24 protein-coding genes and 1 riboswitch are annotated in these 25949 nt (G+C 46.8%); of the genes, 4 read left to right on the forward strand and 20 right to left on the reverse strand.

The genetic code is table 11. From position 1 onward, the window contains the following. Positions 1-79: 79 nt before the first annotated feature. The 6 genes from P364_RS0116730 to P364_RS0116755 all read right to left on the reverse strand — a co-directional run bounded on the left by P364_RS0116730 (position 80) and on the right by P364_RS0116755 (position 5613). Positions 80-916: a MetQ/NlpA family ABC transporter substrate-binding protein gene (locus tag P364_RS0116730; protein WP_024631236.1), complete on the reverse strand. Its 837-nt coding sequence runs from the start codon at positions 914-916 to the stop codon at positions 80-82. A gap of 79 nt (positions 917-995) precedes the next feature. After that, positions 996-1655: a methionine ABC transporter permease gene (locus tag P364_RS0116735; RefSeq protein WP_024631237.1), complete on the reverse strand. Its 660-nt coding sequence runs from the start codon at positions 1653-1655 to the stop codon at positions 996-998. Then, positions 1656-2690: a methionine ABC transporter ATP-binding protein gene (locus P364_RS0116740; RefSeq protein WP_024631238.1), complete on the reverse strand. Its 1035-nt coding sequence runs from the start codon at positions 2688-2690 to the stop codon at positions 1656-1658. Between the two features lie 128 nt (positions 2691-2818). Next, positions 2819-2961, reverse strand: a riboswitch (SAM riboswitch). A gap of 127 nt (positions 2962-3088) precedes the next feature. Continuing rightward, complete coding sequence (locus P364_RS0116745; RefSeq protein ID WP_024631239.1) at positions 3089-3817, reverse strand: Cthe_2314 family HEPN domain-containing protein; 729 nt, start codon at positions 3815-3817, stop codon at positions 3089-3091. 215 nt (positions 3818-4032) lie between these two features. Beyond that, on the reverse strand, positions 4033-4971 hold the full coding sequence (locus P364_RS0116750; protein WP_024631240.1) for a COX15/CtaA family protein: 939 nt from the start codon (positions 4969-4971) through the stop codon (positions 4033-4035). 297 nt (positions 4972-5268) lie between these two features. Continuing rightward, positions 5269-5613 carry a thioredoxin family protein gene (locus P364_RS0116755; protein ID WP_024631241.1) on the reverse strand — a complete coding sequence of 115 codons (345 nt, stop codon included), beginning with the start codon at positions 5611-5613 and terminating at the stop codon, positions 5269-5271. 140 nt (positions 5614-5753) lie between these two features. Between P364_RS0116755 and P364_RS0116760 the strand changes: the two genes are divergently transcribed. After that, positions 5754-7034: a DUF2515 family protein gene (locus P364_RS0116760; RefSeq protein ID WP_024631242.1), complete on the forward strand. Its 1281-nt coding sequence runs from the start codon at positions 5754-5756 to the stop codon at positions 7032-7034. Positions 7035-7206: 172 nt separating this feature from the next. Here P364_RS0116760 and P364_RS0116765 read toward each other — a convergent pair whose 3' ends face one another. The 11 genes from P364_RS0116765 to P364_RS0116815 form a co-directional block, all read right to left on the reverse strand. Next, positions 7207-8835, reverse strand: a complete 1629-nt coding sequence (locus P364_RS0116765; RefSeq protein WP_024631243.1) for a putative polysaccharide biosynthesis protein — start codon at positions 8833-8835, stop codon at positions 7207-7209. Positions 8836-8895: 60 nt separating this feature from the next. Then, positions 8896-9336 (reverse strand): DUF456 domain-containing protein, encoded by a 441-nt coding sequence (locus tag P364_RS0116770; protein ID WP_052016655.1) that lies wholly within the window; start codon positions 9334-9336, stop codon positions 8896-8898. Positions 9337-9390: 54 nt separating this feature from the next. Beyond that, positions 9391-10140 carry a Cof-type HAD-IIB family hydrolase gene (locus tag P364_RS0116775; protein WP_024631245.1) on the reverse strand — a complete coding sequence of 250 codons (750 nt, stop codon included), beginning with the start codon at positions 10138-10140 and terminating at the stop codon, positions 9391-9393. 283 nt (positions 10141-10423) lie between these two features. Continuing rightward, positions 10424-11296, reverse strand: a complete 873-nt coding sequence (locus P364_RS0116780; RefSeq protein WP_024631246.1) for a metal ABC transporter permease — start codon at positions 11294-11296, stop codon at positions 10424-10426. Further along, a complete protein-coding gene (locus P364_RS0116785; protein WP_024631247.1) occupies positions 11296-12255 on the reverse strand; it encodes a metal ABC transporter permease in 960 nt (319 codons plus the stop codon). The genes P364_RS0116780 and P364_RS0116785 overlap by 1 nt, the downstream gene beginning before the upstream one ends. 3 nt (positions 12256-12258) lie before the next feature. Further along, the gene (locus P364_RS0116790; protein ID WP_024631248.1) at positions 12259-13080 is read right to left on the reverse strand and encodes a metal ABC transporter ATP-binding protein; all 822 of its coding nucleotides are present in this window, start codon (positions 13078-13080) and stop codon (positions 12259-12261) included. Between the two features lie 29 nt (positions 13081-13109). Next, positions 13110-14057 (reverse strand): metal ABC transporter solute-binding protein, Zn/Mn family, encoded by a 948-nt coding sequence (locus P364_RS0116795; protein ID WP_024631249.1) that lies wholly within the window; start codon positions 14055-14057, stop codon positions 13110-13112. A gap of 237 nt (positions 14058-14294) precedes the next feature. Beyond that, the gene (locus P364_RS0116800) at positions 14295-16274 is read right to left on the reverse strand and encodes a peptidoglycan D,D-transpeptidase FtsI family protein (protein ID WP_024631250.1); all 1980 of its coding nucleotides are present in this window, start codon (positions 16272-16274) and stop codon (positions 14295-14297) included. Between the two features lie 368 nt (positions 16275-16642). Next, complete coding sequence (locus tag P364_RS0116805) at positions 16643-18667, reverse strand: peptidoglycan D,D-transpeptidase FtsI family protein (protein ID WP_024631251.1); 2025 nt, start codon at positions 18665-18667, stop codon at positions 16643-16645. Between the two features lie 105 nt (positions 18668-18772). After that, positions 18773-19870 (reverse strand): transglutaminase domain-containing protein, encoded by a 1098-nt coding sequence (locus tag P364_RS0116810; protein WP_052016657.1) that lies wholly within the window; start codon positions 19868-19870, stop codon positions 18773-18775. 69 nt (positions 19871-19939) lie between these two features. Next, positions 19940-20395: a hypothetical protein gene (locus P364_RS0116815; RefSeq protein WP_024631253.1), complete on the reverse strand. Its 456-nt coding sequence runs from the start codon at positions 20393-20395 to the stop codon at positions 19940-19942. Between the two features lie 216 nt (positions 20396-20611). On the opposite strand from P364_RS0116815, the gene P364_RS0116820 reads away from it, so the two are divergent. Continuing rightward, a complete protein-coding gene (locus P364_RS0116820) occupies positions 20612-21787 on the forward strand; it encodes an MFS transporter (RefSeq protein WP_024631254.1) in 1176 nt (391 codons plus the stop codon). Between the two features lie 520 nt (positions 21788-22307). Continuing rightward, entirely contained in the window at positions 22308-22655 is a 348-nt protein-coding gene (locus tag P364_RS0116825; protein WP_024631255.1) for a toprim domain-containing protein, read from the forward strand. 81 nt (positions 22656-22736) lie between these two features. On the opposite strand, the gene P364_RS0116830 is transcribed toward P364_RS0116825, so the two are convergent. Both P364_RS0116830 and cyoE read right to left on the reverse strand, forming a co-directional pair. Continuing rightward, positions 22737-23348: an SCO family protein gene (locus P364_RS0116830; RefSeq protein WP_052016659.1), complete on the reverse strand. Its 612-nt coding sequence runs from the start codon at positions 23346-23348 to the stop codon at positions 22737-22739. Positions 23349-23580: 232 nt separating this feature from the next. Continuing rightward, positions 23581-24510 carry a heme o synthase gene (gene cyoE / locus P364_RS0116835; protein ID WP_024631257.1) on the reverse strand — a complete coding sequence of 310 codons (930 nt, stop codon included), beginning with the start codon at positions 24508-24510 and terminating at the stop codon, positions 23581-23583. Positions 24511-24763: 253 nt separating this feature from the next. Between cyoE and P364_RS0116840 the strand changes: the two genes are divergently transcribed. Next, complete coding sequence (locus P364_RS0116840; protein ID WP_024631258.1) at positions 24764-25744, forward strand: metal-dependent hydrolase; 981 nt, start codon at positions 24764-24766, stop codon at positions 25742-25744. A 106-nt stretch (positions 25745-25850) separates the two neighbouring features. On the opposite strand, the gene P364_RS36905 is transcribed toward P364_RS0116840, so the two are convergent. Continuing rightward, positions 25851-25949 (reverse strand): small, acid-soluble spore protein, alpha/beta type (locus P364_RS36905; RefSeq protein WP_152532717.1); only part of this gene is annotated, 99 nt, incomplete at its 5' end.

Here is a 25949-nt window from a genome sequence, read left to right on the forward strand (position 1 = left end):
GAGAAGGCAGGACTTTTTGTAGTGGCTCCATAAGAAGTGGAGCCGGGTATACAATTCATTTTCAGCTTAATCGTTTAGCTTAAAACGCAGGTTCTACAGCACCTTGATAACGTTCTTTGATGAATTTTTTAACCTCTTCGGAATGCAGGGCTGCAGCCAGTTTCTGGATGGCATCTGCATCTTTGTTATCTTCACGGGATACGAGGATGTTTGCATAAGGGTTACCTTGCAGGTCCTCGATTAACAACGCATCCTTCTCCGGGTTCAGATTGGCTTCCAGCGCATAGTTGGCGTTGATGAATACCAGGTCTGCTTCATCCAGTTGACGAGGCATCATGGCTGCATCCAGCTCGATGATATCCAGGTTTTTTGGATTGGCTGTAATATCCTGAATCGTTGAAACGATATTGGTGTCATCTTTGAGCGTAATCAAGCCTTCTTTGGCCAGCAACAACAGTGCACGTCCACCGTTGGACGGGTCATTCGGAATCGCTACTTTGGCGCCGTCTTTCAGCTCATCCAATGATTTGATTTTTTTGGAGTAGCCAGCAAATGGCTCAACATGCACAGGTGTTACAGCAACGAGGTGAAAACCACGTTCTTTGTTCTCTGTATCCAGGTAAGGCTGGTGTTGGAAAAAGTTTGCATCCAACTGTTTATCTTCAAGTTGTTGGTTAGGTTGAACATAGTCATTGAAAGTCACGATTTGCAAGCGAATGCCTTCTGCTTCGAGTTCAGGCTTGATGCTTTCCAAAATTTCTGCATGTGGTGTAGGTGATGCTCCCACTTTCAATTCGACGGTGCGCGGTGCGCCTCCAGCATTGTCTGCGCCGCTGTCGGAATCCTTGTTGTTTCCGCAAGCCGCAAGAACCGCAATCAGCATAATGCTAAGTAGAGCAAAAGACCATTTTTTCATGTGTAAAACCCCTTCTCCAATAATTTTTTTTGCATTTTGCACCAAGTCGATTCCGAATTAGGCAAATGCTATATATGTGTTATTTCCTGGTGAACCATTTAACCAAACGATCGCCAGCCATCTGAAGCACTTGCACCAGAATGACCATAAATACAACAGCTATAATCATAATTTCATTCTGATATCGATAGTAGCCATAATTTATTGCCAATGTTCCCAGCCCTCCACCACCAACCATTCCCGCCATCGCCGTGTAGGAAACGAGGGTAACGATGGTAATGGTAATTCCGGCTAACAGACCCGGCAATGCCTCTGGCAGAAGCACACGCCTTACAATCTGTCCGGTTGAAGCTCCCATCGCCTGTGCCGCTTCGATGACGCCTCGATCCACTTCACGCAGTGTAGTTTCCACCAACCGGGCAAAGTATGGAGCAGCGGCAATGACGAGCGGTGGTATAACACCCAGTACGCCTGTAGCTGTGCCGACCAGTGAACGCGTGAACGGAATGAGTGCAACAATCAGAATGATAAATGGCACGGATCGCAGAATGTTTACAATAAACGAAAGTATAGTGTACACCACTTGAGACTTGATTGAAGCCGACCTTGCTGTCATGAACAGCAATACGCCCAGCGGCAAACCAATGATGATCGTGAACAGGCCCGATGCTCCCAGAATTTGCAGGGTTTCAATTGAAGCCTTACCGATTTCTTCCCAACGTACTGTTGAAAAATCCATTTAACGAAGCACCTCCACATCAAGTCCCTGGGCGATTAACTCATGAATGGTGAGGTTAATCTCATCCGACTGTCCCTCAAACCGAACGGTCAGCTGCCCATAAGGAACTTGTTTGATCGTCGAAATGGTGCCTTGCAAAATGGCGAAATCCACTCCTGTTTTGCGAACCGTTCTGGACAAAATCGCCTCATAGGTTTTATTGCCCAGGAAGGATATTTTCACAAGCTTAGAAGATCCATCCGTCTGCAATGAGACATCTGCACTCGCCAGAGCAGTCTCTTCCAATGCAATCCCCACCTCATGGTCCCGCATCATAAAGTCACGCGTAATTGCATGCTGCGGCTTGAGGAATACTTCCGTCACCGGACCTTGCTCCACGATGCCTCCCTGATGGATAACCGCCACCTGATCACAGATATTCTGAATCACGTGCATCTCATGGGTGATCAGAACAATGGTGAGGTTGTACTTTTCATTGATATCCAGCAACAACTTGAGGATCGAATCGGTGGTCTGGGGATCAAGTGCTGATGTGGCTTCATCACACAGCAGCACGTTTGGATCACTCGCGAGTGCTCTCGCAATACCCACTCTTTGTTTCTGTCCACCTGACAGTTGGGCAGGATATTTATTGCTGTGGTCCTCTAGTCCAACCAATGCGAGCATTTCCTTCACTTTCCGATCCATTGCATCCTTGGGAGTATTGACCAGCTTCAAAGGAAAAGCCACATTGTCATATACCGTAGCTGAGGATAACAGATTAAAGTGTTGAAAAATCATGCCGATCTTACGCCGTTGTTGTTGCAGATCGGTCTTGCCCAGACTGGTTAAATTGATGCCATCCACCCAAACCTCGCCGGCCGTCGGGCGTTCGAGCAAATTGATACAACGGATCAATGTACTCTTGCCTGCACCGGAATGACCAATAACTCCGAATATTTCACCCTTGCGGATATTCAAATTTAGATCCGATAAGGCCGTCGTACTTTTTGAACCTTTACCGTACGTCTTGGTTAAACCTTTTAATTCAATCAAAATTACTTGCTCCTTCCCACTGCTTACATGTATCTTTACCCGAATGAAAGGAAAACTCCCCTTCGTTGTACAAAAAAAGAGCCCCTTTTGCAGAAACAAAAAGGGCTCTTCACATGAAAGATTATACCTTCTCATCTGCCAAAATTGTGCCTTGCACACATTTTGTAGGAATTAGCACCTAACATCTATAAAGAATGACACAGCTGTCATGCAGTTATAAATCGGTTGCCGGGCTTCATCGGGCCTGTCCCTCCGCCGCTCTCGATAAGAAATATTTAATTTATAAGTTCAGTAGTTATAATGTTAATGTCATAAATGTTAATTCCATCTAACTGTCGATCAGGAACTCAGTATAATCCAAGTATTCCGATTTGTCAAAGGGAAATATTACAAACTGATTACTTTCCAAATTGAGTTGTTCCTTGCTTATGCCACTTCTTGTTGATGTAGCCATACGCTGCTTTTAACGTCTCACATACCATATCCACACCCTGGCGGAGTTCCAAGAGATGCTGATCCAGATCCTCCAGCTTCACTTTCCCTTGCAAAGTCTGGTGCAGCTGCCACAGATCATCCTGCATTTCGGAGTTCATGTAATGAATCTCCATGTTTCGTCGTTTGCGCAATTTGCTCATTGGCTCACGGTAAGAGTCTTTAATCTGGATCAGTTCGTTGGCAAGATCATGATGCAGTTTGTCATATCCGAACTGTCTTAATACGGTAAAATAAGAAAAATGGGTTTTAACATTGGTCGTATTCAGCTCAAATATTTCATTCAACACTGTGCCTAACTTATCCAGAATGGCAAAACATCGGATGAAGCCATCCTTATAGAAGTAGACATAACGGGCATACTCCGCTTTTTCGGGTAACGTCATATCATCCGTAGAGCCCGCTTTGACTTTCTGACGAAAATGGGAAGCAGCAAAACAGCTCTGTTCCAGCTCATCCAGCGAGGAGATGAGTCCCTGGGTCCACACATACAGTTTACGATAATCATGGGTTGGATCATGGTCCACATGCATCTGTCGCTGAAATAACTCAAGCGTATCCGCCATCGCTTCTATTGCATCCTTCAGTATCCCTTCGTTTTTACGCGGCTTTTCACCCAGCAACGTTCGCAGCATATATAGCCTCCTCTTTCCACTCTGCAGATCATCAAAATAATCAAAATTCATCATATTTAAACAAAATCGGAATCAGAGTAAACGTATGACCGCTGCTTACAATAGGGTGCCCTGACACGCCTTACATCAAACAAAGTTCACCTGTCCAATGATGTACATCATCGGATGGTGAACTTCACTGGATTCATCCCCTGAACTACAAGAATTCGGATATATTAAAACCGGTTAACGGGCCGATGCAACTTGTACACCAGGAAACTCATATAGGTTAGTACACCGAATAAAATGGCAATATCGAGCATATGCGCCAGCGCTACGAACATGTACACTTCCGGGCGATTCATCGTAAGCATCAGTCCAAAACCAATGACCACTTGCAACAGAACCAGCACAACCGAAATGACACCTAACGCTCTTAGCTCTGTGTTATCCGGATGTTTGCGATACGCAAAATGACCGAGGATTGCAATGACAATCACTAATGAAACCGCCGCTACCCGGTGAGCGAAAGCAACCGCCACGCCTCCCGAGAGCTCGGGAATAATCTGTCCGTTACAGAGCGGAAAGCCGGAACAGCCTCCTGCCGAATCCGTATGGCTCACGAATGCCCCAGTATATACCACGAGGTACGTATAGATTGTGGAGAACCACACCAGATTACGAAAACCTTTACTGACCCGCGGATATCGATTGAGTCGTTCCAATCCACCGTGGCGAACCTCCTGCCGAATACCAAGCGCCATCATCAAGGAGCTGGCAAAGGCGATCAGTGCAAAGCCGAAATGCAGTGCCATGACTGCGGAAGATTGGGAGAAAACGACGGCAAAGGCCCCCATAATTCCCTGGACAATAACAAATATCAGTGTTAACAATGAAAACAATTGCAGGTCACGGCGTGATTTGCCAAACCGTAAAAATGCTACAAAAGAGGCTATGGACAACAGCCCTGCCAGTGCGCTTACAGCGCGATGGGAAAATTCAATAAGTGAGGCAACAGTGTGCGCAGGCACAAGTTTTCCGTTACATAAAGGCCATTCTGCGCCACAGCCGAGGCCTGATTCCGTTCGGGTTACAACGCCTCCGCCAAATGTAGCCAGAAACATGACAAGACAGGTTAATACGGTTAACCATTTAAACAAGGTTAAGTGTTTCAATTTTTTTCTCACCCGCTGTTGGTTTAAGATGGCGAAGAACTACATCCTCCGCTTGATTCGATACTTTGACACTTATTTCACAACTAAATTCATTATACCGGATAAATGTGTCATTGACGCCGCGCTTTGTGACAAAATGTTAACGTCTGTCGAAAAAACTGACCCTCCATTTATTAGGATCTATGTACATTATTAGCTTCCCCGAAAATGTTAAAAATACAAACGCCACTTCCCTATTTCAAGAGAAATGGCGTTCCTTTAATTATAACCTTTTACATAGTGAAGCTGTCATGCTTTTTATTGATGAATCGTGTTATATACCTCAACTGCACGCTGCAGGAATTGCTCAATTTCTTCTCTCGACTTGCGCAGTTTGTTCACATATCGAACGAGTTCACGGCCATCCGTGTACGCTACAAAGCTTGGTATGCCAAGGATATTTTGCTCTTCGCTCACTGTCCCCACCTGATCCACATCGACCTCAACCAAAGTCAGCTCACGTGCAAACTTTTCCTCAACTTCAGGCATAAAGGGATCGATGAACTTGCAATCACCACACCAATCCGCCTTAAATACGGCAACAGTTAAACGCGGAGATTGGATCGCCACATCGAATTCCGGTTTGGATGTTATCTTTTCCATCACAGCATCTTCCTTTCTATACCTTGTCTTATTCTCTAGTGAAGCAAATTGCGGAGTGGAAGTCAAATATTCAGCGCATACTTAAATCAACAGCATTAAAAACAAACTGCATACAGATGATCAGGAAAGGATGTCATGTCATGACTTCCATTAAAACGAATGCCTCCGAGTCTGCCCATCACGGGTCGATATTACAGATGGTTCGATCCATCCCAGGTGCGGCCCGGGAAGTGTGGCGGGGTAAACAGGCGGCTTGGCAGGCCTCTACACAGCTTCGTCATCCCTTGCGTGATATGGCTTGGGACTCTGATATGGCTGCTACCTTACAAACTGAGGTGGAGCGCCTGTTGCCTGGCAACGAAAGTGGTTTTGCCCGACATACGCTCAGTGCACTGGTCTGTGAAGAGGACTGCATTATTCTGGAAGAGATTATAACCTTAACGCAGGAAAACAACCGCAGTAACATTACTCGCACAGCAGCATATCTGGAATGTTATGAACAGTATCCAGAGCTGCATTGGGCCCTGCTTGCCCATATGGTGTCCCGCAACGGCGGGTATCATATGACCGATCTTCAGAGTGATCTTATGCACAATCTGCAAAATCAAACCGACCGTGAGCACATGTACCGATTACTGGAGCGTTGTAATGCACTCATTTTTCAGGATGCGTATCCCCAGCTTCTGTTGTATATGAACAGCCGCCGAATTGGCCGGAGTTGTTTTCATTTGTTGTCCCATTTTCATGTATCGGCGTTCATGACACCGTTCTGGGAACGATTTTGGCTGGAGCGATGCAGCTCGCTGCTAAGTGTGGCGTTAATTATTAATGAGCAGAACTATATCGAGAGCCGGGTGGTGCAGCATCCTTATTTTCAAAAACAAGTGCTGTCCAAATCCGCATTCCATCTGCATAATCTGGCTGGGCTGAATCATATCGTTTTCCCACTTGGACGGGAGAAAGGTCTTGCAGGCCGGGTAATTGAACATTTTGGCAAGCTGGATGAGCGGATTATGTTTGGCAAAGGCTTATATGCGATGCTGTTTGGAGTCGAACAAGTTTTCACACAGGTGCTGGAGTTTGCGCGCTCGGTTCCTCACCATGGTTCACGTGCTGAATATTGGCCGGGTCTGTTCACCGCACATGAAGATGAAGCCGGAGAAGATGAGTTATATAGCCAGGAGTTACTGGATCAGGAATGGCTGGCAGAAGGACAACGGCTATATAGTCCTGAACTGCTGGCCGTATGGGGTGATACGCCGTATGAACCGATAACAAGGCAGGATTGGCTTCAAAATCGTGACTGTCTAGGTCATCTCACAATCCCGCGCCGCCCATGGCTGTTCGAGATGAGCCACGAACATCGGTATGGCATGCTGAAAACCGCATTGGCCCATGATGCCCAAACCTTAACGCATTAAGTAAGGTCAACCATACAAGGACATCGTCTAGAAAGTGGAGCGCGTACCCTTATCGATTAGCTTCTTAATGCAGACATCTTGGACATACAAAAAAGCCCTGTCCGCTATGATAGCAGACAGAGCTTGTACTTATTTCAAACAGATAACGAAGTGTGAATTGTGTGCTGAATAGTTATCCACGTTGCCCGGCTCCACGTTGAAGACGCATGAGCGGACGGAGTATTTTTTGCAAAATACGAGGGTAACTGCCCAGCTCGTCTTTACGGAGCACACGCAGAACAACCATGAGTACCAGATACACAACCACCACAAGAGCTCCCACAAACAGACAGGTAACGAGGAAAGATACACGTGTTGGCAGGAATAAATCAAAGATGGAGTTCCCGGCCCAGTTGGCCGCAAAACCAACACCCGCCGCAAGCAGTACGGTAATGATGAACCCTTTCCAGCGATCTCCCATGATCGAGAAATCAACAATTTTCCGAAGCACCCGCAGGTTCAGGTACGTAATAACCAGGAAACACAATGCGGTCGCAATAATGATCCCGTAGATGCCAAAGATCGGAGCCAGAATCAGGCTCGCTACAAGTTTGACCACGATACCTGCTGCCACACTGATCATTGTGATCCGTGGTTTGCCAACTCCGAGCAAAATGGAGTTGGTGGTCATCATCGTAATTTGGAAAATGGTACCGAACGTCAGCAATGTAATGATGGGTGTCCCGTCTGGACTGGTGAACAGCAACCCGTTAACGGAATACGCCGCCGCACACAGCGCGATAACGATTGGCATTCCTGTCAGAATCGAAATGCGCAAAGCAAGCGTCACCTGATTTTTCAGATGAACCTCATCCTTACGTGCAAAAGCTGCTGAAATGACTGGCACAAGCGATTGACTCAGAGCGATAGCCAGAATTGGAGGAATACCTGCGATACTTTGGGCCTTGGCACCGAGGATCGCAAGTACACCTGTCGCTTCTTCCAGTCCAATCCGACCGCTAAGAAGCGGAACTACCAGCGATGAATCGATAAAGTTAATTGCCGGAACAGCGAGTGAAGATAATACAATTGGAATCGAAAGTTTGAATATATCACTGTAGATGCCCCGCATAGGCAGTTGCTCTACACGCTCGTAATTCAATTGCGCTGCACGGTCATTTTTGCGAAGCTTTAAGGTGAAGTACAGCATGACAGCAAAAGCTCCAATGCTTCCGAATACGCCCCCGAATGAAGCACCAGCGGCAATCGTTTGATCATCGTAATTCCATTGCAGCATAACAAACGCCACGATAATGGCTGTACCCACGCGTGCAAACTGCTCCACAATCTGTGAAATGCCGCCTGCCGTCATGTTGCCGCGACCCTGGAAATATCCACGCATCATGGCGATGGCTGGAAAGAGCAGGAGCGCTGGAGCCAGGGCTCGAATGGCGCTAACCGATTCCGGTACTTTTGACACGTACGTCGCATAATAAGGTGCCGCGAACCACAATAAAGCAGACATGACTACCCCGGCTACAGCCGCAAAGATCAGGGCTGCACGGTAGATTTGTTGTGCTTCACTTGCGCGTCCCAGCGCATAACGTTCCGACACCATTTTACTAAGCGTGCTTGGTATACCCGCTGTAGCTACAGTTAACAGCATTAAATATACCGTATTGGAGATGGTAAACGATGCGTTACCGATATCGCCGAGGATATGCTCGAGCGGAACCCGTTGTACCAATCCGAGTACCCTCGCGATCAGTGCAGCGGCCGCCAGAATGAGCGTCCCCTTAATGAATGTTTCTTTCTTAGACAAGCCAATTCCCCTTCTTTCCCCCACACCGACGTGCATCCAGATGAAACGACTCCCGAACGTCTATGCGAATCTTACGACCCAGATAATAAACAGGACGATCATGACGATTTGCAAAATAATTTTCATGACGGTGCTTGTAAATAGTCCCACCACGGAACCAAATCCGACTTTGGAAGCTTTGGAAGGTGAAGACCCACCGATCAGTTCCCCGATAAAAGCACCGATAAACGGGCCCAATACCAGTCCGAACGCCGGAATGACAAATGGACCAATGATAACACCAATCGTACTGAGTGTCGTTGATAATTTGGAGCCGCCGAATTTCTTCACACCCCAGGCACTGACGACATAATCAGCCACAAACAGCACCACTACGATCAATATCTGGATGATCCAGAACCATACACCGAACGGATCAAAGCTGAAGAACCAGCCATAGACCAGAAACGCGAAGAAAATCGCGATAGCACCAGGCAGTATGGGATATACCGTTCCGGCCATCCCTACCGCAAACAGCAGTACAATTAAAATCCAGCCAACGGTTGCGAGCAAAGGTTATTCCCCCTTCAAAATATGTTCACGGATGACTTCGACAATGCCATCTTCGTTATTGCTCGCTACGATCAGGTCAGCCGCTTCCTTCACCTGCTCCTGCGCATTGCCCATGGCAACACCAAGACCCACAGCTTCAATGACAGCCAGATCATTCAAGCTGTCTCCAACAGCGACCACTTCGGACATCTCTATGCCCAGCAGCTTGCAGACTTCAGCTACACCGCTCGCTTTGGATACACCGCCAGGGTTAATCTCAATATTAACAGGTGAGGAGTTCGTCATTTGCAGGCCGCCCATTTGTTGCAGCTCCATCATAATCTGGTGACGGACTTCATCCACTTCGGTATTGAATCCGAATTTCAGCCATTCCAGACCTTCGATATTGTCTGTCCAGCGATCACGGTTGAACAGCTCTTCAACGGAGTATGCCCAGTACCAGCTATTATATTTTTCGCCAATCTCCTGCATTTTGCGGATCAGTGACGGGTCCATCCGATGGCGCATATGCAAATCATGCGGAGCTTTCCAGACTTCACTGCCATTGACCGTAATCATCGGGGTCTCCAGCCCAAGCTGTACCGCATAAGGCATCGCATGAAAAACGGCTCTTCCTGTTGAAAGGCACACATGCACTCCCCGACGAATGGCGATCTGAATCCATTTGGCGGTTTCCTGTGTAATTTCATGATTATCGTTGAGCAGTGTTCCATCCATATCCAATGCAAGCAATTTGTATTTTAGTTCACTCATGCTGTATTTCCTCCTTAATGGTCTCTCTACTTCTCCCTATCTAACATACTCTCACAAAAAGATCGCCCGGCATTCGCGTAGGCGGATGCTCCGGACGTCACAGCTAACGACATTTTACCACAGATCGTCGGCCTGCAACAAAGTAACCCGCGATGTGGGTGAACCTTTGCAACATTGCAGCAGGTGTCTGTTTCATGTCGTAGACCTGTCCCCTACAAGATTAATAGTGTCGGAACCCATGAAAAAACCGCCTGCAATGCAGGCGGTTTCTACGCTTTATCCATTATCGTGCCGCGAATTTGCGACGAGCATACCGGAAGACAATACCATGCTTTGGAGAAAGTAACAGGGCCAGAACAAACAGAATGCCGGCTACCGCCACCATGCAGCCTGCAATAGAAGCATCCAGTGCGTAAGCCATGATATAGCCTCCAACCGAGGAAGCTGCTCCTACAAGCACGCTGTACAGAATCATTTTGCCCAGTCGATCCGTGAGCAGGTAAGCCGTCGCCGCGGGTACAATGAGCATGCCAACAACGAGAATGGAACCTACACTTTCAAATGAAGCCACCGATGTCATGGAAACGAGCCCCATAAGCAGATAGTGGAACAGCACCACCGGAATGCCGCAAGCCGCAGCCAGCGCCGGATCGAAGGCACACAGCTTGAATTGCTTGTAGAACAATCCGATCACAACAAGGATCACCAGCAGCGTGATGCCAAGCATCCAGACCGCCCTAGGTCCTACATCCGTTCCCCCCAGGGTCAGGGTATCCCACTGCACATAAGCGATCTCACCGAACAATACGCAGTCCAGATCCAGGTCGATATGCTGGGCGTTGAGACTGATGAGAATGACACCCACTGCGAAGAGCGCCGTAAACACAATCCCAATGGAAGCATCAGACGATAGTCCTCCAGCCTGCAAGCTTTGAATGAAGAACACCGTCAGTAATCCAAATACCGTTGCACCGAGCAGCATCCATAGTGAATCACGTGAGCCGCTCCACAGAAAAGCAATTGCTATACCCGGGAGAACCGCATGACTGATCGCATCTCCGACCAGAGCCATCCGCCGCAGAATCAGGAAACAGCCAAGAATAGCACAGGCGGAGGATACCAGAATGGCCGTTAATATAATCCAAAACGTTGCCATTACAGTTCACCCCGTTCCTGCTGTGCTCGCTGTGCAGACAGTGTCTGGAGTGTAGCACGCTCTTCTCTCAAATAAGTGGATTTCGCCTGAATGCTGCGCAAACGGCGAGCTAATAATCCACGACGCGGGGCAAGCAGTGCGGAGCCGGCAAATAATACTGTAGCTGCCAATACCGTCACAGGTCCAGTTGGCAGATTAGGCACAAGTGTGCTGAAGATCGTACCTGTCGCACCGCTCAGTGCTCCAAATACGCCGGCTAACAGTACCATAAGCGAGAGCGAGTCCGTCCAGCAGCGGGCCGCTGCTGCAGGGGTCACCAGCAAAGCAGCGACAAGCACCACACCCACCGCCTGAATCCCCGCAACAACCGCAATAACGGTCAACAGCAGAATCAGTTGTTCCAGCATGCCGACTGGCAATCCCATCCCCCGTGCAAATCCCGGGTCAAAGCTCACCAGCTTGAATTCCTTGAACCATGCAAGACAGGCAATCAACAATACAAGACAGACACCACCCATGACATACACATCCGTCATCACCATGGATGCGGCCTGACCAAACAAATATTTATCGAGTCCGCTCTGACTACCGCTGGCACTGTGCTGAATCCGAGTAAGCATCACTACGCCAATTCCGAAAAAGACAGTCAGCACAATCCCCATCGCCGCATCCTGCTTGATCCGGGAATACCGTGTAATCCACGATATGCCGAAGGTCGCCACAATTCCAGCGACGAGCGCACCGAACAGAAATAATCCTACGGATTTGGTTTCCGTCAACATAAACGCGATACAAATCCCTGGCAGAGCTGCATGAGCCAGCGTATCCCCCATAAGACTCTGACGACGCAAAAATGTAAAGGAACCTATAATTCCACTACTGAATCCAAGCAACAAGCAGCCAAGCAATATCCAGCGTGTATTGGGGTCGGACACGATGGCTACAATCCAGTTCCACATGCACTACACCTGGCCTTTCTCCGTCCGGCTTCCGATCATCGCTATCCGGCCTCCGTACGTCTCTTGCAAAGTATCCGGTACAAATACTTCATTCGTTGGTCCACCTGCAACCAATCGTCCATTGAGGAGTAACACATGGTCAAAGTATTCCTCTACCGTTGCCAGATCGTGGTGTACAACCAGTACGGTCTTGCCTTGTTTCTTCAACTGTTCCAACAGTGAAATGATGGCTTTTTCCGTTGTGGCATCCACACCAGCAAATGGCTCATCCATGAAATACAGATCGGCATCCTGTACCAGTGCCCGTGCCAGAAAGACACGCTGCTGTTGTCCGCCGGACAGCTGACTGATCTGGCGGTGCATATAGTCGCCCATTCCCACTTGCTCCAGGCAGTGAGCTGCCAGATCCCGTTCTTTTTTGCCTGGACGACGGAACCAGCCCAGATGTCCATAACGCCCCATCATGACTACATCGAGCGCGTGAGTTGGGAAATCCCAATCCACGGATTCCCGCTGAGGCACATAGCCGATCCGGCGACGCTGTTCTCGGTAGGACTGACCAAAAATTTTCACCTTACCGTGCATTTTAGGAACAAGTCCTAGAACGGCTTTAATCAAGGTTGATTTCCCGGCCCCATTCGGACCCAAAATGCCAATCAGTTGACCTTCTGGAATGTCAAAAGATACCCCACTAAGCACCGGTTTTTTATGGTAAGCTACCGCCAGATCCCGAACACTAAGAGGAGCTGATGTAGGTTGCGTTCCCTGCAAATGGTTAGCACTAGGTTGTGACTGAGATTTTTCCGATAAAATTGCTTCACTCATATTCTTTTACTCCTCTCTTATATGATTTATCACTTTAATGCTTCTACAATCGTCTTAGTGTTGTGGCGAATCATGCCGATATACGTTCCTTCTTCCGTTCCCTCAGCACCCATTGCATCCGAGAACAGTTCTCCACCAATGCTAACCGTATGCCCTTTTTCGGCTGCCCCGGCAATAATTGCTTCCATTGCCTTTGCCGGTACGCTGGATTCTACAAATACAGCCTTGATATTGTTATCCACGAGGTAATCTCGCAACTCACTAACATCCCTCGCACCATACTCGGCTGCTGTACTGATTCCTTGAAGCCCCATCACTTTCATGCCATAGGCTTGGCCGAAGTATCCAAAGGCATCATGCGCCGTGACCAATACTCGACTGGCTTCCGGAATCTCCTGGATTCTTTCCCGCACTTCGTTATCTAATGCCTCCAGTTTCGTTAGATATTGCTCTGCCTGGGTCTTGTACTCCTCTGCATGTTCCGGATCTGCATCCACGAGTGTATCGCGCACAGCCTCTGCCGCATGCATCCAGTGGCTGACATCAAACCAGACGTGTGGATCGTATTCGGTGCCGCCTGTATCTTCTCCTGATCGCAATTCATCAGCCGGAATTTTCTCCGAGACAGCCGTTACTATTTTGCTCTTGGACATTTTCTCCAAAATGTCTGTCATTTTACCTTCGAGGTGCAGTCCGTTGTAAAAAACGACTTTCGCTTGCTCCAGCTTGCGAATATCCCCTTGCGAAGCCTTGTACAAGTGAGGATCCACGCCCGGACCCATCAGCCCGGTTACGTCAACATATGCCCCTCCGACTTCACGCGCTACATCCGCAATCATGCCTGTTGTGGCTGTGACCTGTACCTTCCCCTCACTGCCTTCCGTTTCCGCTGTACTTGAGCAGGCTGTTAGTACGATTACCAATACAACAGCAGCAAGCGTCATCAAACCTCTCTGAATGCTCCTCATCTTCACCATTAACAATCTAAATCGCCCCTTTCCCTCTACTAACATAATTGTCCTAATCTAATTTTGTTGTACAATGTATTAAAATTTATACAAGACTAATAATGTTTCCCTTGTGCAAATTTTAGCTGATGCAAAAAAAAAAGGCAAGGGATAATTTCCCCTGCCTGTCCAGATGTACATTTAATTCACTTCATGAACCTTTTGGTCACGATGCTAAAAGAGCTAATTCCCACGATGTTCTTTGCATTACTCTTTGTCTTTTCCTTCGTCTTTCTTACCTTTCGGTGTTCCATCGAGACCATACACTTCATCATATGCATCGAAGATTTTCCGTGCAATTGGCGAAGCACTGACTGACCCGAAACCACCTTCCGGTACAACAACAGCTACAGCAAGCTTTGGATTATCTCGTGGTGCAAAGGCAATAAACACACCGTTCTCTTTCTTGTTCGGCCCTGTACCCTGCTCTGAAGTTCCTGTTTTCCGTGCATAATCGTAGGGGAAACCATCAAATGCGCTTACTTTGGTAACCATTCCTTTATGAACTTCATTCCAGTGCGCATCGGCAAAATCAACTTCATTAAGCACCTTAGGTTTAATCTCTTTCACCACATTGCCATCCGCGTCACGGATTTCCTTCACTAGATGTGGTTCCATCCGTTTGCCTTTATTGGCAAGCATCGTCGTGTATTGTGCGAGTTGCATCGTGGTGTACTTGGCTTGCTGTCCAAAGGAGGCAAATGCCAAACGTGTTAGAGCTGATTCCTGTTCATCATTAGTATATTCTAACGTGCCCAGGTATTCTTTGGGTAAATCAATACCAGTAGGCACCCCCAAACCGAACTGCTTCATGTATCTGTCCCAGACATTGATGCCTTCCTCTGAACCGTATTTGCTTAACAAACGTTTGCCCACCATGTCGATCATGAACGCATTGGAAGACTTCTCAATCGCTCTCCTCGCAGTGATGGAGCCATTGTAAGCTGAATGTGAGTTCTTCACTTGTCGTCCGTCTTTCCCCAAAACCGCATATCCCTGATCATGATAAGTCTGTCCGGCTGTAAATAGTCCTTCTTTCAATCCAATCAGCACACTTAGCGGTTTGATCACCGATCCAAGAAGTACAACGGATTCCGCTCGTCTAGGCTTATCATCATTCGGCGGGAACGACTCTGTGGTTCCATTCCGAAACACATATTTGATTTTGTCATAATCCCAATCGTTTGGATCATAATCCGGCATACTCGCCATAGCGACAACATTTCCCGTATCCACTTCCATGGCTACTGCGTATCCGGTAATTGCCTTGGGAAGTCTGCGCAATTCGTCTGTTATCGCCTCTTGTGCGGCCATCTGAATTTCCTTGTTAATGGTGGAGACCAGACTGTAGCCTTTTTCCGGTGGAGTTTGTTTCATTGTTCCCTCTGGCAAATTACGTGAATTAATATCTATGGATTGGTAACCGCTACGTCCACGGAGCTCTTCCTGATATTGAAATTCCAGACCATCGACCCCCACTTTTTCTTGCTGGGTATAGCGCAGTCCAGGATCACGTTCTGTTGCCTCCGCCTTGCTTATTTCTATATATTTTTTCAAGTTTTCCTGTTGACCTTTGAACTCTCTTGTATATCCAATCACCTGGACGGCAACACCATCCGGATCATATTTTCGAATGTTTTCTTCCAGTACCATGGCACCTGGATACTCCGCCTTCTTCTCCATAAAATAAGCAATCTCTTTCGTGGTTAGATCCGACTTCACTAGGCGAGGAGTATACCCATGTGCCTTCTGAGATTTGAGATCCAATCGTTTGATGATCTCTTCCGCATCTGGCTGCTCTTTGTCCCCTGGATTAAACTGCTTAAACACAGCGGCCAGATCATGAGCCAGTTCCTCCGCTTCCTGCTTGCGGTCATCATTTCTATAATCCTCATACAATAACACATAGAGGGACTGCACAGGTTCCGAATAAGCCAGCGCCACTTCCCCTGTGGCATCATAGATGGGGCCACGCACAGGTGCAAGCGGAATATCTTTAGTATTACGGCTGGTCTCCATATAGGTCAGTTCAGGTCCCTCGACAAATTGCACAAAGGCTAACCTGAAAATGAGGATACTGAATATCACAAACGCAGCGAAAAAAAACATATTCATTCTTACACTAGACGGCTTGTTGACCGGTGGATCTTCATTGGACATTTTCTTTTTCCTCAATCGGTTAAACATGGGATAAGCCTCTCCGTTCTTATGTAAAAGTAGATTAATCAATCAGCACGTTTTGCATCATTCAACTCAAATAACATCCTTTCTTCATACAAGTCTATCAAAGGTCAACTGCCATGTCCTCCAGATTTTGGTTACATTTTCGTAAACAGAAGAGACCTATTGTCAATTTTCCTGAAACAATGTCAGTACAGACATATAGTTAATTTCTTTAATTTAAAAGATAATTTCCTTCTCTTAAATAAACGCAACATGAACGAAGTTTGTTACATGCTAATTTGCATCAGCTTATGAGCAAGAGGCCTCTCAGTCCTGGAAAACGTAAAAAGGACCCTCGAAAGGGTCCCTTCTTTTGGAATCAAGAACTCACATTACTGTGTATCTGATTCCTTATTTTTATCTTTTTTCGGTACACCGTCCAGACCAAACTCCTCGTCATACGCATCGAAGATCGCACGAGCTACCGGAGCCGCACTGTTCGAACCGAAGCCCCCTTCAGGGATGACGACAGCAACAGCCAGCTTCGGATTGTTGCGTGGAGCGTAAGCAATAAACACCCCGTTATCCACCAATTTGCCTCCGACTAACTGTGTGGATGTACCTGTTTTTCTTGCAAAATCATAAGGGAATCCACTAAACGCCGTTACTTCGGTTGCCATGCCTCGCTGTACTTCATTCCAGTAAGCATCATTAAAATCGACTGTGCTGAGCACTTTCGGTTTCATTTTCTTAACCACATTGCCTTGCGAATCACGGAACTCACTGACTAATTGTGGCTCCATGCGTTTTCCTTTATTCGCTAGCATCGTAGCATACTGCGCCAGCTGCATCGTTGTATATTTCCCCTGTTGTCCAAAGGAGCCGTAAACAAGTCGTGTTAGTGAACTTTCATCGGTGTTCATATAATCCCGAATACCCAAGAATTCATTCGGCAGATCAACTCCGGTGGATACACCCAAACCGAACTGCTTCATGTATTTATCCCAAACATTGATTCCTTCTGCGCCATATTGGGAGTAAAGCTTCTTGCCAATCTCGTCAATCATGAACACGTTCGAGGAATGACGAATTGCATCACGAGGAGTCAACGAACCATACACGTGACCGGAGGAGTTCTGTACTCTCCGGTTATCCCCCCCAAATGTCGTAGATCCTCTGTCCGAATAAACTGTATTTGTTGTGAAGAATCCCTCTTTTAAACCGATCAATACACTAAGCGGTTTAATCGTTGAACCAAGTAGTACGATTGATTCAGCTCGTTTTTTTGAATCGTCTGGCGGAAAAGAACGAATTGTACCATTTTGATATACATACTTGATGTCATCATACTGATCGTTGCTAATACTACCCGTTCTCCAAATATTTGTGTCATAATCTGGCATGCTGGCAATCGAAACAATCTTCCCTGTATCCACTTCCATCGCGACTGCAAAACCTGTCTTGGCGTTCGGATGCAGCTTGCCTGAGACCGGATGTGAATGAAGCCAGCTTAGTTGATCGAGGATTGCCTGTTCCGTCTTCACCTGAACATTTTTATTAATCGTTGTAATCAGGTCATACCCTTTTTCGGGTGGGGTAGAGCCTGCTACACCTTCAGGCAAGTTCCGCAAGTCAACGTCCACGGAGTTATAACCACTTTTCCCCCGCAGAACATCCTGATATTGCAGTTCCAGTCCATCAAAGCCAACAAACTCATTCTCGGTATATACAAGACCTGGGTCCGTTTGCTTTTTATTGGCCTCATCGACCTCTTTATATTTATCCAATGTTTTAGAGCTTTTGAACTTTTTGAGGTAACCAATCGTCTGTACAGCGACCGTATCCGGATCATAATATCGCACACTTTCCTCTACAATCTGAATTCCCTTGAATTCATCCTTATGCTGGAGGAAGTAGGCTACCTCTTCATCGGACAGATCGCTCTTGATCAGACGTGGCATGAAGCCGTTCGACTTGCGGGAATTCAAGTCCATCTCTTCAATGATTTTCTCCAACGTAAGGGCCTCGGAATCCTTTTTCTTATACTGCTCAAAAACATCATGCAGCCGGGTGGCGATGTCCTCCACTTCCGCTATATTCGGATTAGGCTTACCATCCACATCCCCATAATTTTTGTATAAGGTCAGATACAAGGATTGAATCGGCTTGGAGTAAGCCAGCTTCACCTCACCCGTGGAATCATAGATAGTTCCTCTCACAGGAGCGAGCGGTACATCTTTGGTAATATTGCTCGCTTCCTCCTGACTCAACTCAGGCCCTTCCACGAATTGCAAAAATGCCAGCCGCACAATAATAACGCTAAAAATAACAAAGGAAGCAAAGAAAAATACGTTCATCCGGTAACTGAAGCGCCGCTTGTCCGTAAGTTCGTCCTTCTCTTTTGAATGATTGTTCATTCATCCTACCTCTTTCATGACTTGATGCATACCGTCCAGACTATACAGCCCCGGCATGATAACCTGGCAACGTCGTCATCTCCCGGACCCATATCCGGCGTAATGTTAAGCTGATTGATCTTTCAAATGGGTGTCGGCAAAGTTAGGAGGATTGAACCAATCGCCACTGATTGCCCACGTGGGGTCAAGCGGTATCCAGCTTTCCGTATCACTCAAATATATTTCATTCCAGGCATGTGGACCATATCCACCCTGCCCGTTATAACCAAGGCCTGTAACCACTTTGACTTCCAGCCCCTGTGAACGAGCCATGACCGCATATAGACGAGCGTAATCAATACATACGCCTTCACGTGTATCAAATGTATTTTGTGGCGTCTGCTCGTGCCATATGCCCTTTTGCTCATAGTCATCCACTTTACCATAGTCATATTGAATGCGAGAACCTACCCAGTCATATAATGCCCTGGCTTTGGCTTCATCTGTCGTTTGGCCTTTTACAATTTCTTTTGCCGCAGATTCAATATCCGCCGGAATGTTATGGTCAACGACTTCATACTTGCGTTGCAGGATGGCGCCCAGTTCCTTTTGGACCGCTTGAGTAAACACGGGCAGCTTGTCCTTGATAAATGTACCGGATAATGGCTCTATGACCGATTTGGCTCCTTGCATATAAATGGGCGAAGCCTCCACATATCGACTAAACATGCTGCCTGGATAGAGACTGACAATCATGAACAGTACAGCAATCACAATCATCCCGCGCACGGAGCCAATGACTGTACCAATCACAGCACCCGTAAAGCGGCTAAAAAATCCTTTTGGTCTGCTCTCTTGCTCTGCTGAACTGTATCTTCTTCGGAAAATAAGGGAAGAGAGCAAGCCGAGAAGCAAGCGGATGAAGCCATAACTAAGCACAAACAACACGGCAAACCGCATGAGCGGAAAATCAGCAATGGCCGTAATCAATGTATAATACATCTGTTCCCACCGGTTCAGCTCACGGTTTGGCATGTCTGCGGCATGCACAGACAACCATTGCTGAACATATGGCGCAAGCCACAATGTTAAACCGATGGATAACAGAATACCGATGACCGCCATAATGCCATCCATGAGGAAACCAAAGAGTCTTCCCGCCGAACGCGAAGCACCTCTGGACCATCCCTGAAGCAATGAAGCGGCCACAATCAGCAGCAGCATAATCGTTATGCCATTGAATTCTTTCAGACTGTCCAGCCAATTTTGCAGCACGTATCCATTCCTCCTTTACTACGAAGTCGGTGCTGTTCCGTTCTCCTGTGCCTGTTTGACAAAAGTTCGTATCGTTTCATTGTCGACCTTCCATTCACCCAGTGAGATCCCCCGAAATGTAACATCGACTTTATCCGAATTCATTCTGCCTTTAATCTCCACATTGGGGCTTGTGATGGTGTATGCACCATCCTGCCCTTTGATGTATGTCGCTTTGGAAGCTTCCTTGAGCATCATACTCGTCGCTTCCTTCTTCAATGTGTCCATTGTACTCGATTGTACATCAGTAACTGTCTGTTTGATCTGATCGATGGAGATGCCGCTGTATATCAGTAGAGCCGCAATAATGATGATGGCAATCGCCCATTTCAATACGGTTTTGACCACGTTCAGAACAAAGAACAAAATGATCAACGCAACCACGATCACCAGCCAATTCTGCATCACAAACTCTTTGATTACTTCTATGTTCATGACTACACCTTCCGTATTAGAGTTGATTATTAACACTTCCCGAATATTATACATGATTTCCGAAGCTGCTGTCAGCTAAGCCCTCCTATGTAAAAATAAACGGTCTAAGTTCGTCCCGCCGGGCGTACAAGTAGTACCATGAGGTTCTGTCCAAGGAACGGGGAACATGTCATGACCAGTTATTGAATATGCATCGCTTAACAAGGAGGGGCTTATGTGAAAACGGCCATCTGGCTATATCTATTTTTGTTCCTTGCTGTTTTTGATCTGCACGCCCAGTATCCAATCTTGACCCCTTTCGCTATCTCGCTCGGGGCGGCCCCGACCTTCATCGGCTGGATGATGGGCATCTATTCCTTGACTCATCTCCCAGGCAATCTGATCGCCGGAACCCAAATCGACAAACATGGCAGTCGTCGTTACATTGTATTCAGTTTGCTAGGTGCGGGGATCATTTTGCTTATTCAAGCGCAAATTCACACTCCTTGGCAGCTGCTCGCCCTGCGGGCCATCAGCGGATTTGTACTTGCTTTTCTGTCTCCAGCCTGTCTCGCACTGCTTGCGCAATTATCTAGTGATCCGATTAAGCAAGGCAAGTATATGTCTGGCCATGGCGTTGTACATACACTCGCATCCGTGGTATCGCCCGCCGCAGGCGCATTAATTGTCGGAGCTCTTGGATTTTCTGCCACCTTTGCAAGTCTAGGTTATCTGCTCATTCTGTCTGGCGTTATCGCATGGTTATCCATGCCCAAAGGCGTCGTTGAAGTTCAGCATGAAAAGGTGACCGAGCCCGCCAAGCCTAGCAACCCGGCAGAAGAAAAAAGAAAATTCCTGCCCGTATCCTGGCGATACTTTGCTCTGCCTCTTGTTATTGCTTGTGCTCAAGGAATCCTATTTTTTGAACTGCCTCTGCGCGGAGGCGGACATTCGTCCATGATGTCTACCGGACTTTTGTTTTCCATTATCAGCATTGGAGCACTATTTACCCTAAGCATGCTGTTTCTCAATCGGTATTCCCCCAAACTGCGGTTGATTGTGGGTGTGCTGCTGATGTCTTTATGTTTCTTTGCTATGGCGGCGATACCACAGATTCCGTTGTCATCCGTACTCTTCGTTCTGGGGATGTCTAAAGGAATTATTTTCCCTGCCATGGCAACACTCTTTATCCGGTTAAGCGGAGGAAACAAGTTGGGTCGCATCTTCTCATTGCAATCCATCGCTACCTCCATCGGCTCTTTTATTGGTCCGATCACCGCAGGGCAGCTGCGCGTGGGTCTGTCTCCATATTTCATTGCCTTTGTATTATTGATGATTGGTATCATGCTGCTCCCTTACTTCACAGCCAGACGTGAAGCTTCCCTGTCTGATCCCAAAAGCATACTTGGTTAACCGTATCAAGATGATGATCTATATCTGACCCTTTGACAACAGAAAAGCTTGTTTTTTCTTGGCTTTGCATCATTCCCCCATTTACAGCTAAACTATATAAAATGGATTGATGTTTTACACATGAACGAAGTGACTTCTGGAGCATAACCTTCTTCATCTTCAAGATTTCTCTTTCTTAAATTAGGAATGGATGATCAGTGGAAGATAGTAGTGAAGGGGACGGAATCGATTCTGAAGAAGCGGTAGCGTTCGCCTTTGTCTCCGAAATGTTATACCTTTGAAGAGTAAATTCAGAACATTTGGAGACAACAGCGATCGGAAGAACGATCCGTAACCGGAACAGCCACTGTTGGTTAGGCATTCCCTTCAGATGTGAAAAAAAAGTTAGAAATCAGAGGTGTTTCTGTCAGGTGTCGCTCGTGTGAAAATTAGAAGGTCCATTTTATATAATCCAGTCGATTTTCGCTGCAACATTTCCCGGGGAATGTCGACATAAGCTCTCGATCAAGAGGTGAATATGATGCCTATTCATGTCATTGTGGAAGGTAAGAATGACCGCAGCAAACTAAAACGTCTTGTAGGACCCGAAATCAACATTTTGTGCACGTTTGGAACACTGAATTCGCTCAAGCTTGAGTCGCTGCGCAAACAGGTTGGTTATGATGAGGTCTACTTATTTATGGATAATGACAGTTCAGGCAAGAAAATCAGAGGTGTTCTCCGAGATGCCTTCCCGGATGCTGTACAAATGTATACGCGCCGCGGTTATGCGGGTGTGGAAGGAACCCCTGACGAATACATTATCGCCCAGCTGGAGAAAGCAGGATTAGAATCGTATATCCAATATCCTGAATTCCCCTCGTTTTAGGAAAAACAGAAAGAGGCTGCTCCTGGGTATTTAAAACCCAAGAAGCAGCCTCTTTATTTGGTTTGTCCATGATGGACACATTTATTCCTTGATCAGATTGCGTATATCCTCCGCAATGACTGCGGGTTCAACATCCTCTGTATTAAACGCGTTGTATACCTTCCGCAGCTGGTTATTCCGATCCACCAGTCCAATCATGTTCATATGGGCAAAATCATCCTTGTTCTCACCCTCAATGAGGATCTGGAATGAATCCTTGGCGAGCTGCTTCGTTTTATCCATATCCCCCCGCAGGAAGTACCAGCCTTCATAATCCGCGTGGAATCGATCTGCAAATTCCTTGATTTTCTCCTTGGTATCCACTTTCGGGTCAAACGAGATGGACACAAACGAAACATCCTTACCAAAGGTATCGTCCTCTTTCAACAAGTCCTGCACCTGAGATAACGTAAACGTCGTAATTGGGCACACATCTGGACAGCTGGTGAAATAAAAGTAGAACAAACGCACCTTGCCTTTGGTATCATCCAGAGATACTGTGCTTCCATCTACATTTTCCATTGAAAAGGATTGAATCTCCCGAATTTCGGGTAATTTTTCCTTGCTGGCGAATACGGTGCCCCACATTAAATACACTGCCATAATCAGTGCAAGCCCTAGCAGCATCCATGTCCATTTATACTTTTTCAGCATCATTATCGTCCCTTCCGATATCAGATCATATGAATACGCATACATAAAAATTTAACGGTTTTCGATAAAATTCATGGACCCTTGAATCCTAATTTTTATGGTAATTCCTCATTCCCACACCACTCTGATGCATATGTATACGAAGAACCCAACCGACAATGGGCTCCCATGTTATTGTAACGGTTTCACGGACATGTGCCCATGTATTTGTTTTTACAGTATTTCATGCTGCTTATTTGTGCACTGTATCCAGAATCATCAATATAAAACTCAAGGATAGATAGTTAATGGAGTAAAGGAATACCTTTTTGGCCCAAGCATCTGTATTTTTTGCACGAAAGCCTATGAGTGCGTAGTACAGCCACAGCACAGAAAGTATCAGTGAAACGGTAAGATAGAAGATTCCTGCGTACCAGTAGGCATACATGAGAATCGGGACAAAGATTTGCAAAACCAGATATGGAATCATCTGAATCTTGGTCCGTTCAATACCTTTCACAACCGGCAATAGCGGAAATCCGCCAGCCCGATAATCTTCCACCCTGCGGATCGCCAGCGCCCAGAAGTGTGGAGGCTGCCATAGAAACAACATGGCCAGAAGCAGCCATGCGCCAAGATCCATACGTCCGGTTACCGCGACATACCCGATGACTGGCGGCATAGCACCTGACAGACCACCAATGGAGGTGCTCCATGTCGACGAACGCTTTAACCAAAGGGTGTACATAATCACATAGACAAACATGCCAAACATGCCGCATAATCCGGCAAGTGCCCCGGAAAAGGAAAAGAGTATGATTAATCCAAGCACACCCAAAATAATGGCATAGGATAGAACAACTTTGGGTGTTAAACGTCCTGTTGGCAAGGACCTGTTGCGAGTACGTTCCATTTTGAGATCAAGTTCACGGTCAAAGTAATTATTAAATACACAAGAAGAAGCCATAATCAGTACCGTTCCGAGCAGGGTCAGCATCAATTTGCCATAGTCGATGTCCCACTGGGATGCAAGCCAAAAGCCACCAAAAACCGCAATAAGGTTGGTTCGAAGAATGCCCGGTTTCGTAATATGGATAAAATCTTTCCAAGTCCCCGATTTCGTCGGAGGCGCAGATCGTGATGCCGAATCGGAAGAAGCCTGGTATCTCAATGGATTGTCCACGCTTGCAGATCCCCCTTGCTCTTAATCTCATGGAGGTTTCTCTCTCTGCCTCCGATATAAAGTTTATCACAGGAAAAGGAAAAAGAGTTTGACAATGATCGTACAATTGCTGTCAATTGAGCAGGTTCTTGTCATATCTTTGGAAATTAGGGTGTTTTGCTTCCCGGTAGGCGGATAATATACACTATATATGGGTATCACCTAGATAGAGAGGCAATACGCATTAACGATACACCACACAAAGGAGACGTTTATGGATACTTCTACACATTTTGTCATGGGAATTGGTTTGGCCGGTCTGGCTTATGTCGATCCTGTTGTCGCGACGAGTCCCATGCTTGCAGCCGCGGTCATGGTTGGCACCATTGCAGGCTCGCAGGCCCCTGACATCGATACTGCGTTACGTCTCAAAAGCAACTCGCTGTATATCCGGAATCACCGGGGCATGTCCCATTCACTGCCATTTCTCCTGTTATGGGTTCTACTCATCACCGGCGTCATTGCACTGATCTTTCCCGGTGTCGCTGTTGGACACGTCGCGGCCTGGACTGCTGTCGCCGTATGCGTTCACGTTTTTACCGATTTGTTCAATACCTATGGAACCCAGGCAGCACGACCTTTTACAGAACGCTGGATTGCCTGGAACATCATTCATATTTTTGATCCGTTTCTGTTTACCACACATGTGCTGGCCATTTTGTTATGGGCCTTCGATCTGATCGCCCCTGCTCCACTCTTTGTTTCACTGTATATTTTGATTGGCTTGTATTATGTATGGCGCACGATAGCACGTGCTATGGCTGTGAGACAGGTGAAGCGAATCGACAAAAATAATGCTGAGGCTCATTATATGGTGATCCCTACGATATCCTGGAACCGATGGCATGTAGTGAAAAGATATGCAGACGGCAGTTATGAGATTGGCAAACTGGATCATTCCGTCCTAACCTGGAATCTCCATGCTTCATCTTCCACTCATGCCGCTGTTGCCGCCTCACGCAAAGCTCCTGAAGTCACTGCATTTCTGTACTTCACGTCTTATGCTGTCGCAGAGGTGGAAGAATTACCAGCAGGATACAAAGTACGCTGGGCAGATGTTCGTTATCGACACCGCAAACAGTACCCCTTTGTCGCTGTGGTCGTTATGGACCGAAATTTCGAGACGATTGATACGTATGTTGGATGGTTAAGTGACGAGAAAATGGATAAAAAACTTTTATCCGCACGCTCTTGACGAAAGGTGCATGGAAGGGCACAATCAGACATAGGAACTGATGCGCGAGAAAGCCCGGAGCGTTTCCGCTCCGGGCTTCTGCTTGTTGCTGTTTGGTTATAATGAATTATTTGCCAGACCCAGCCAAAGACTGCTCAGCGATTTGTACCAGACGTTTGGTGATGTACCCGCCCAGAGATCCTGTTTCACGGGAAGTGTAGTTACC

This window comes from Paenibacillus sp. MAEPY2, from assembly GCF_000499205.1.
GTDB lineage: Bacteria > Bacillota > Bacilli > Paenibacillales > Paenibacillaceae > Paenibacillus > Paenibacillus vandeheii.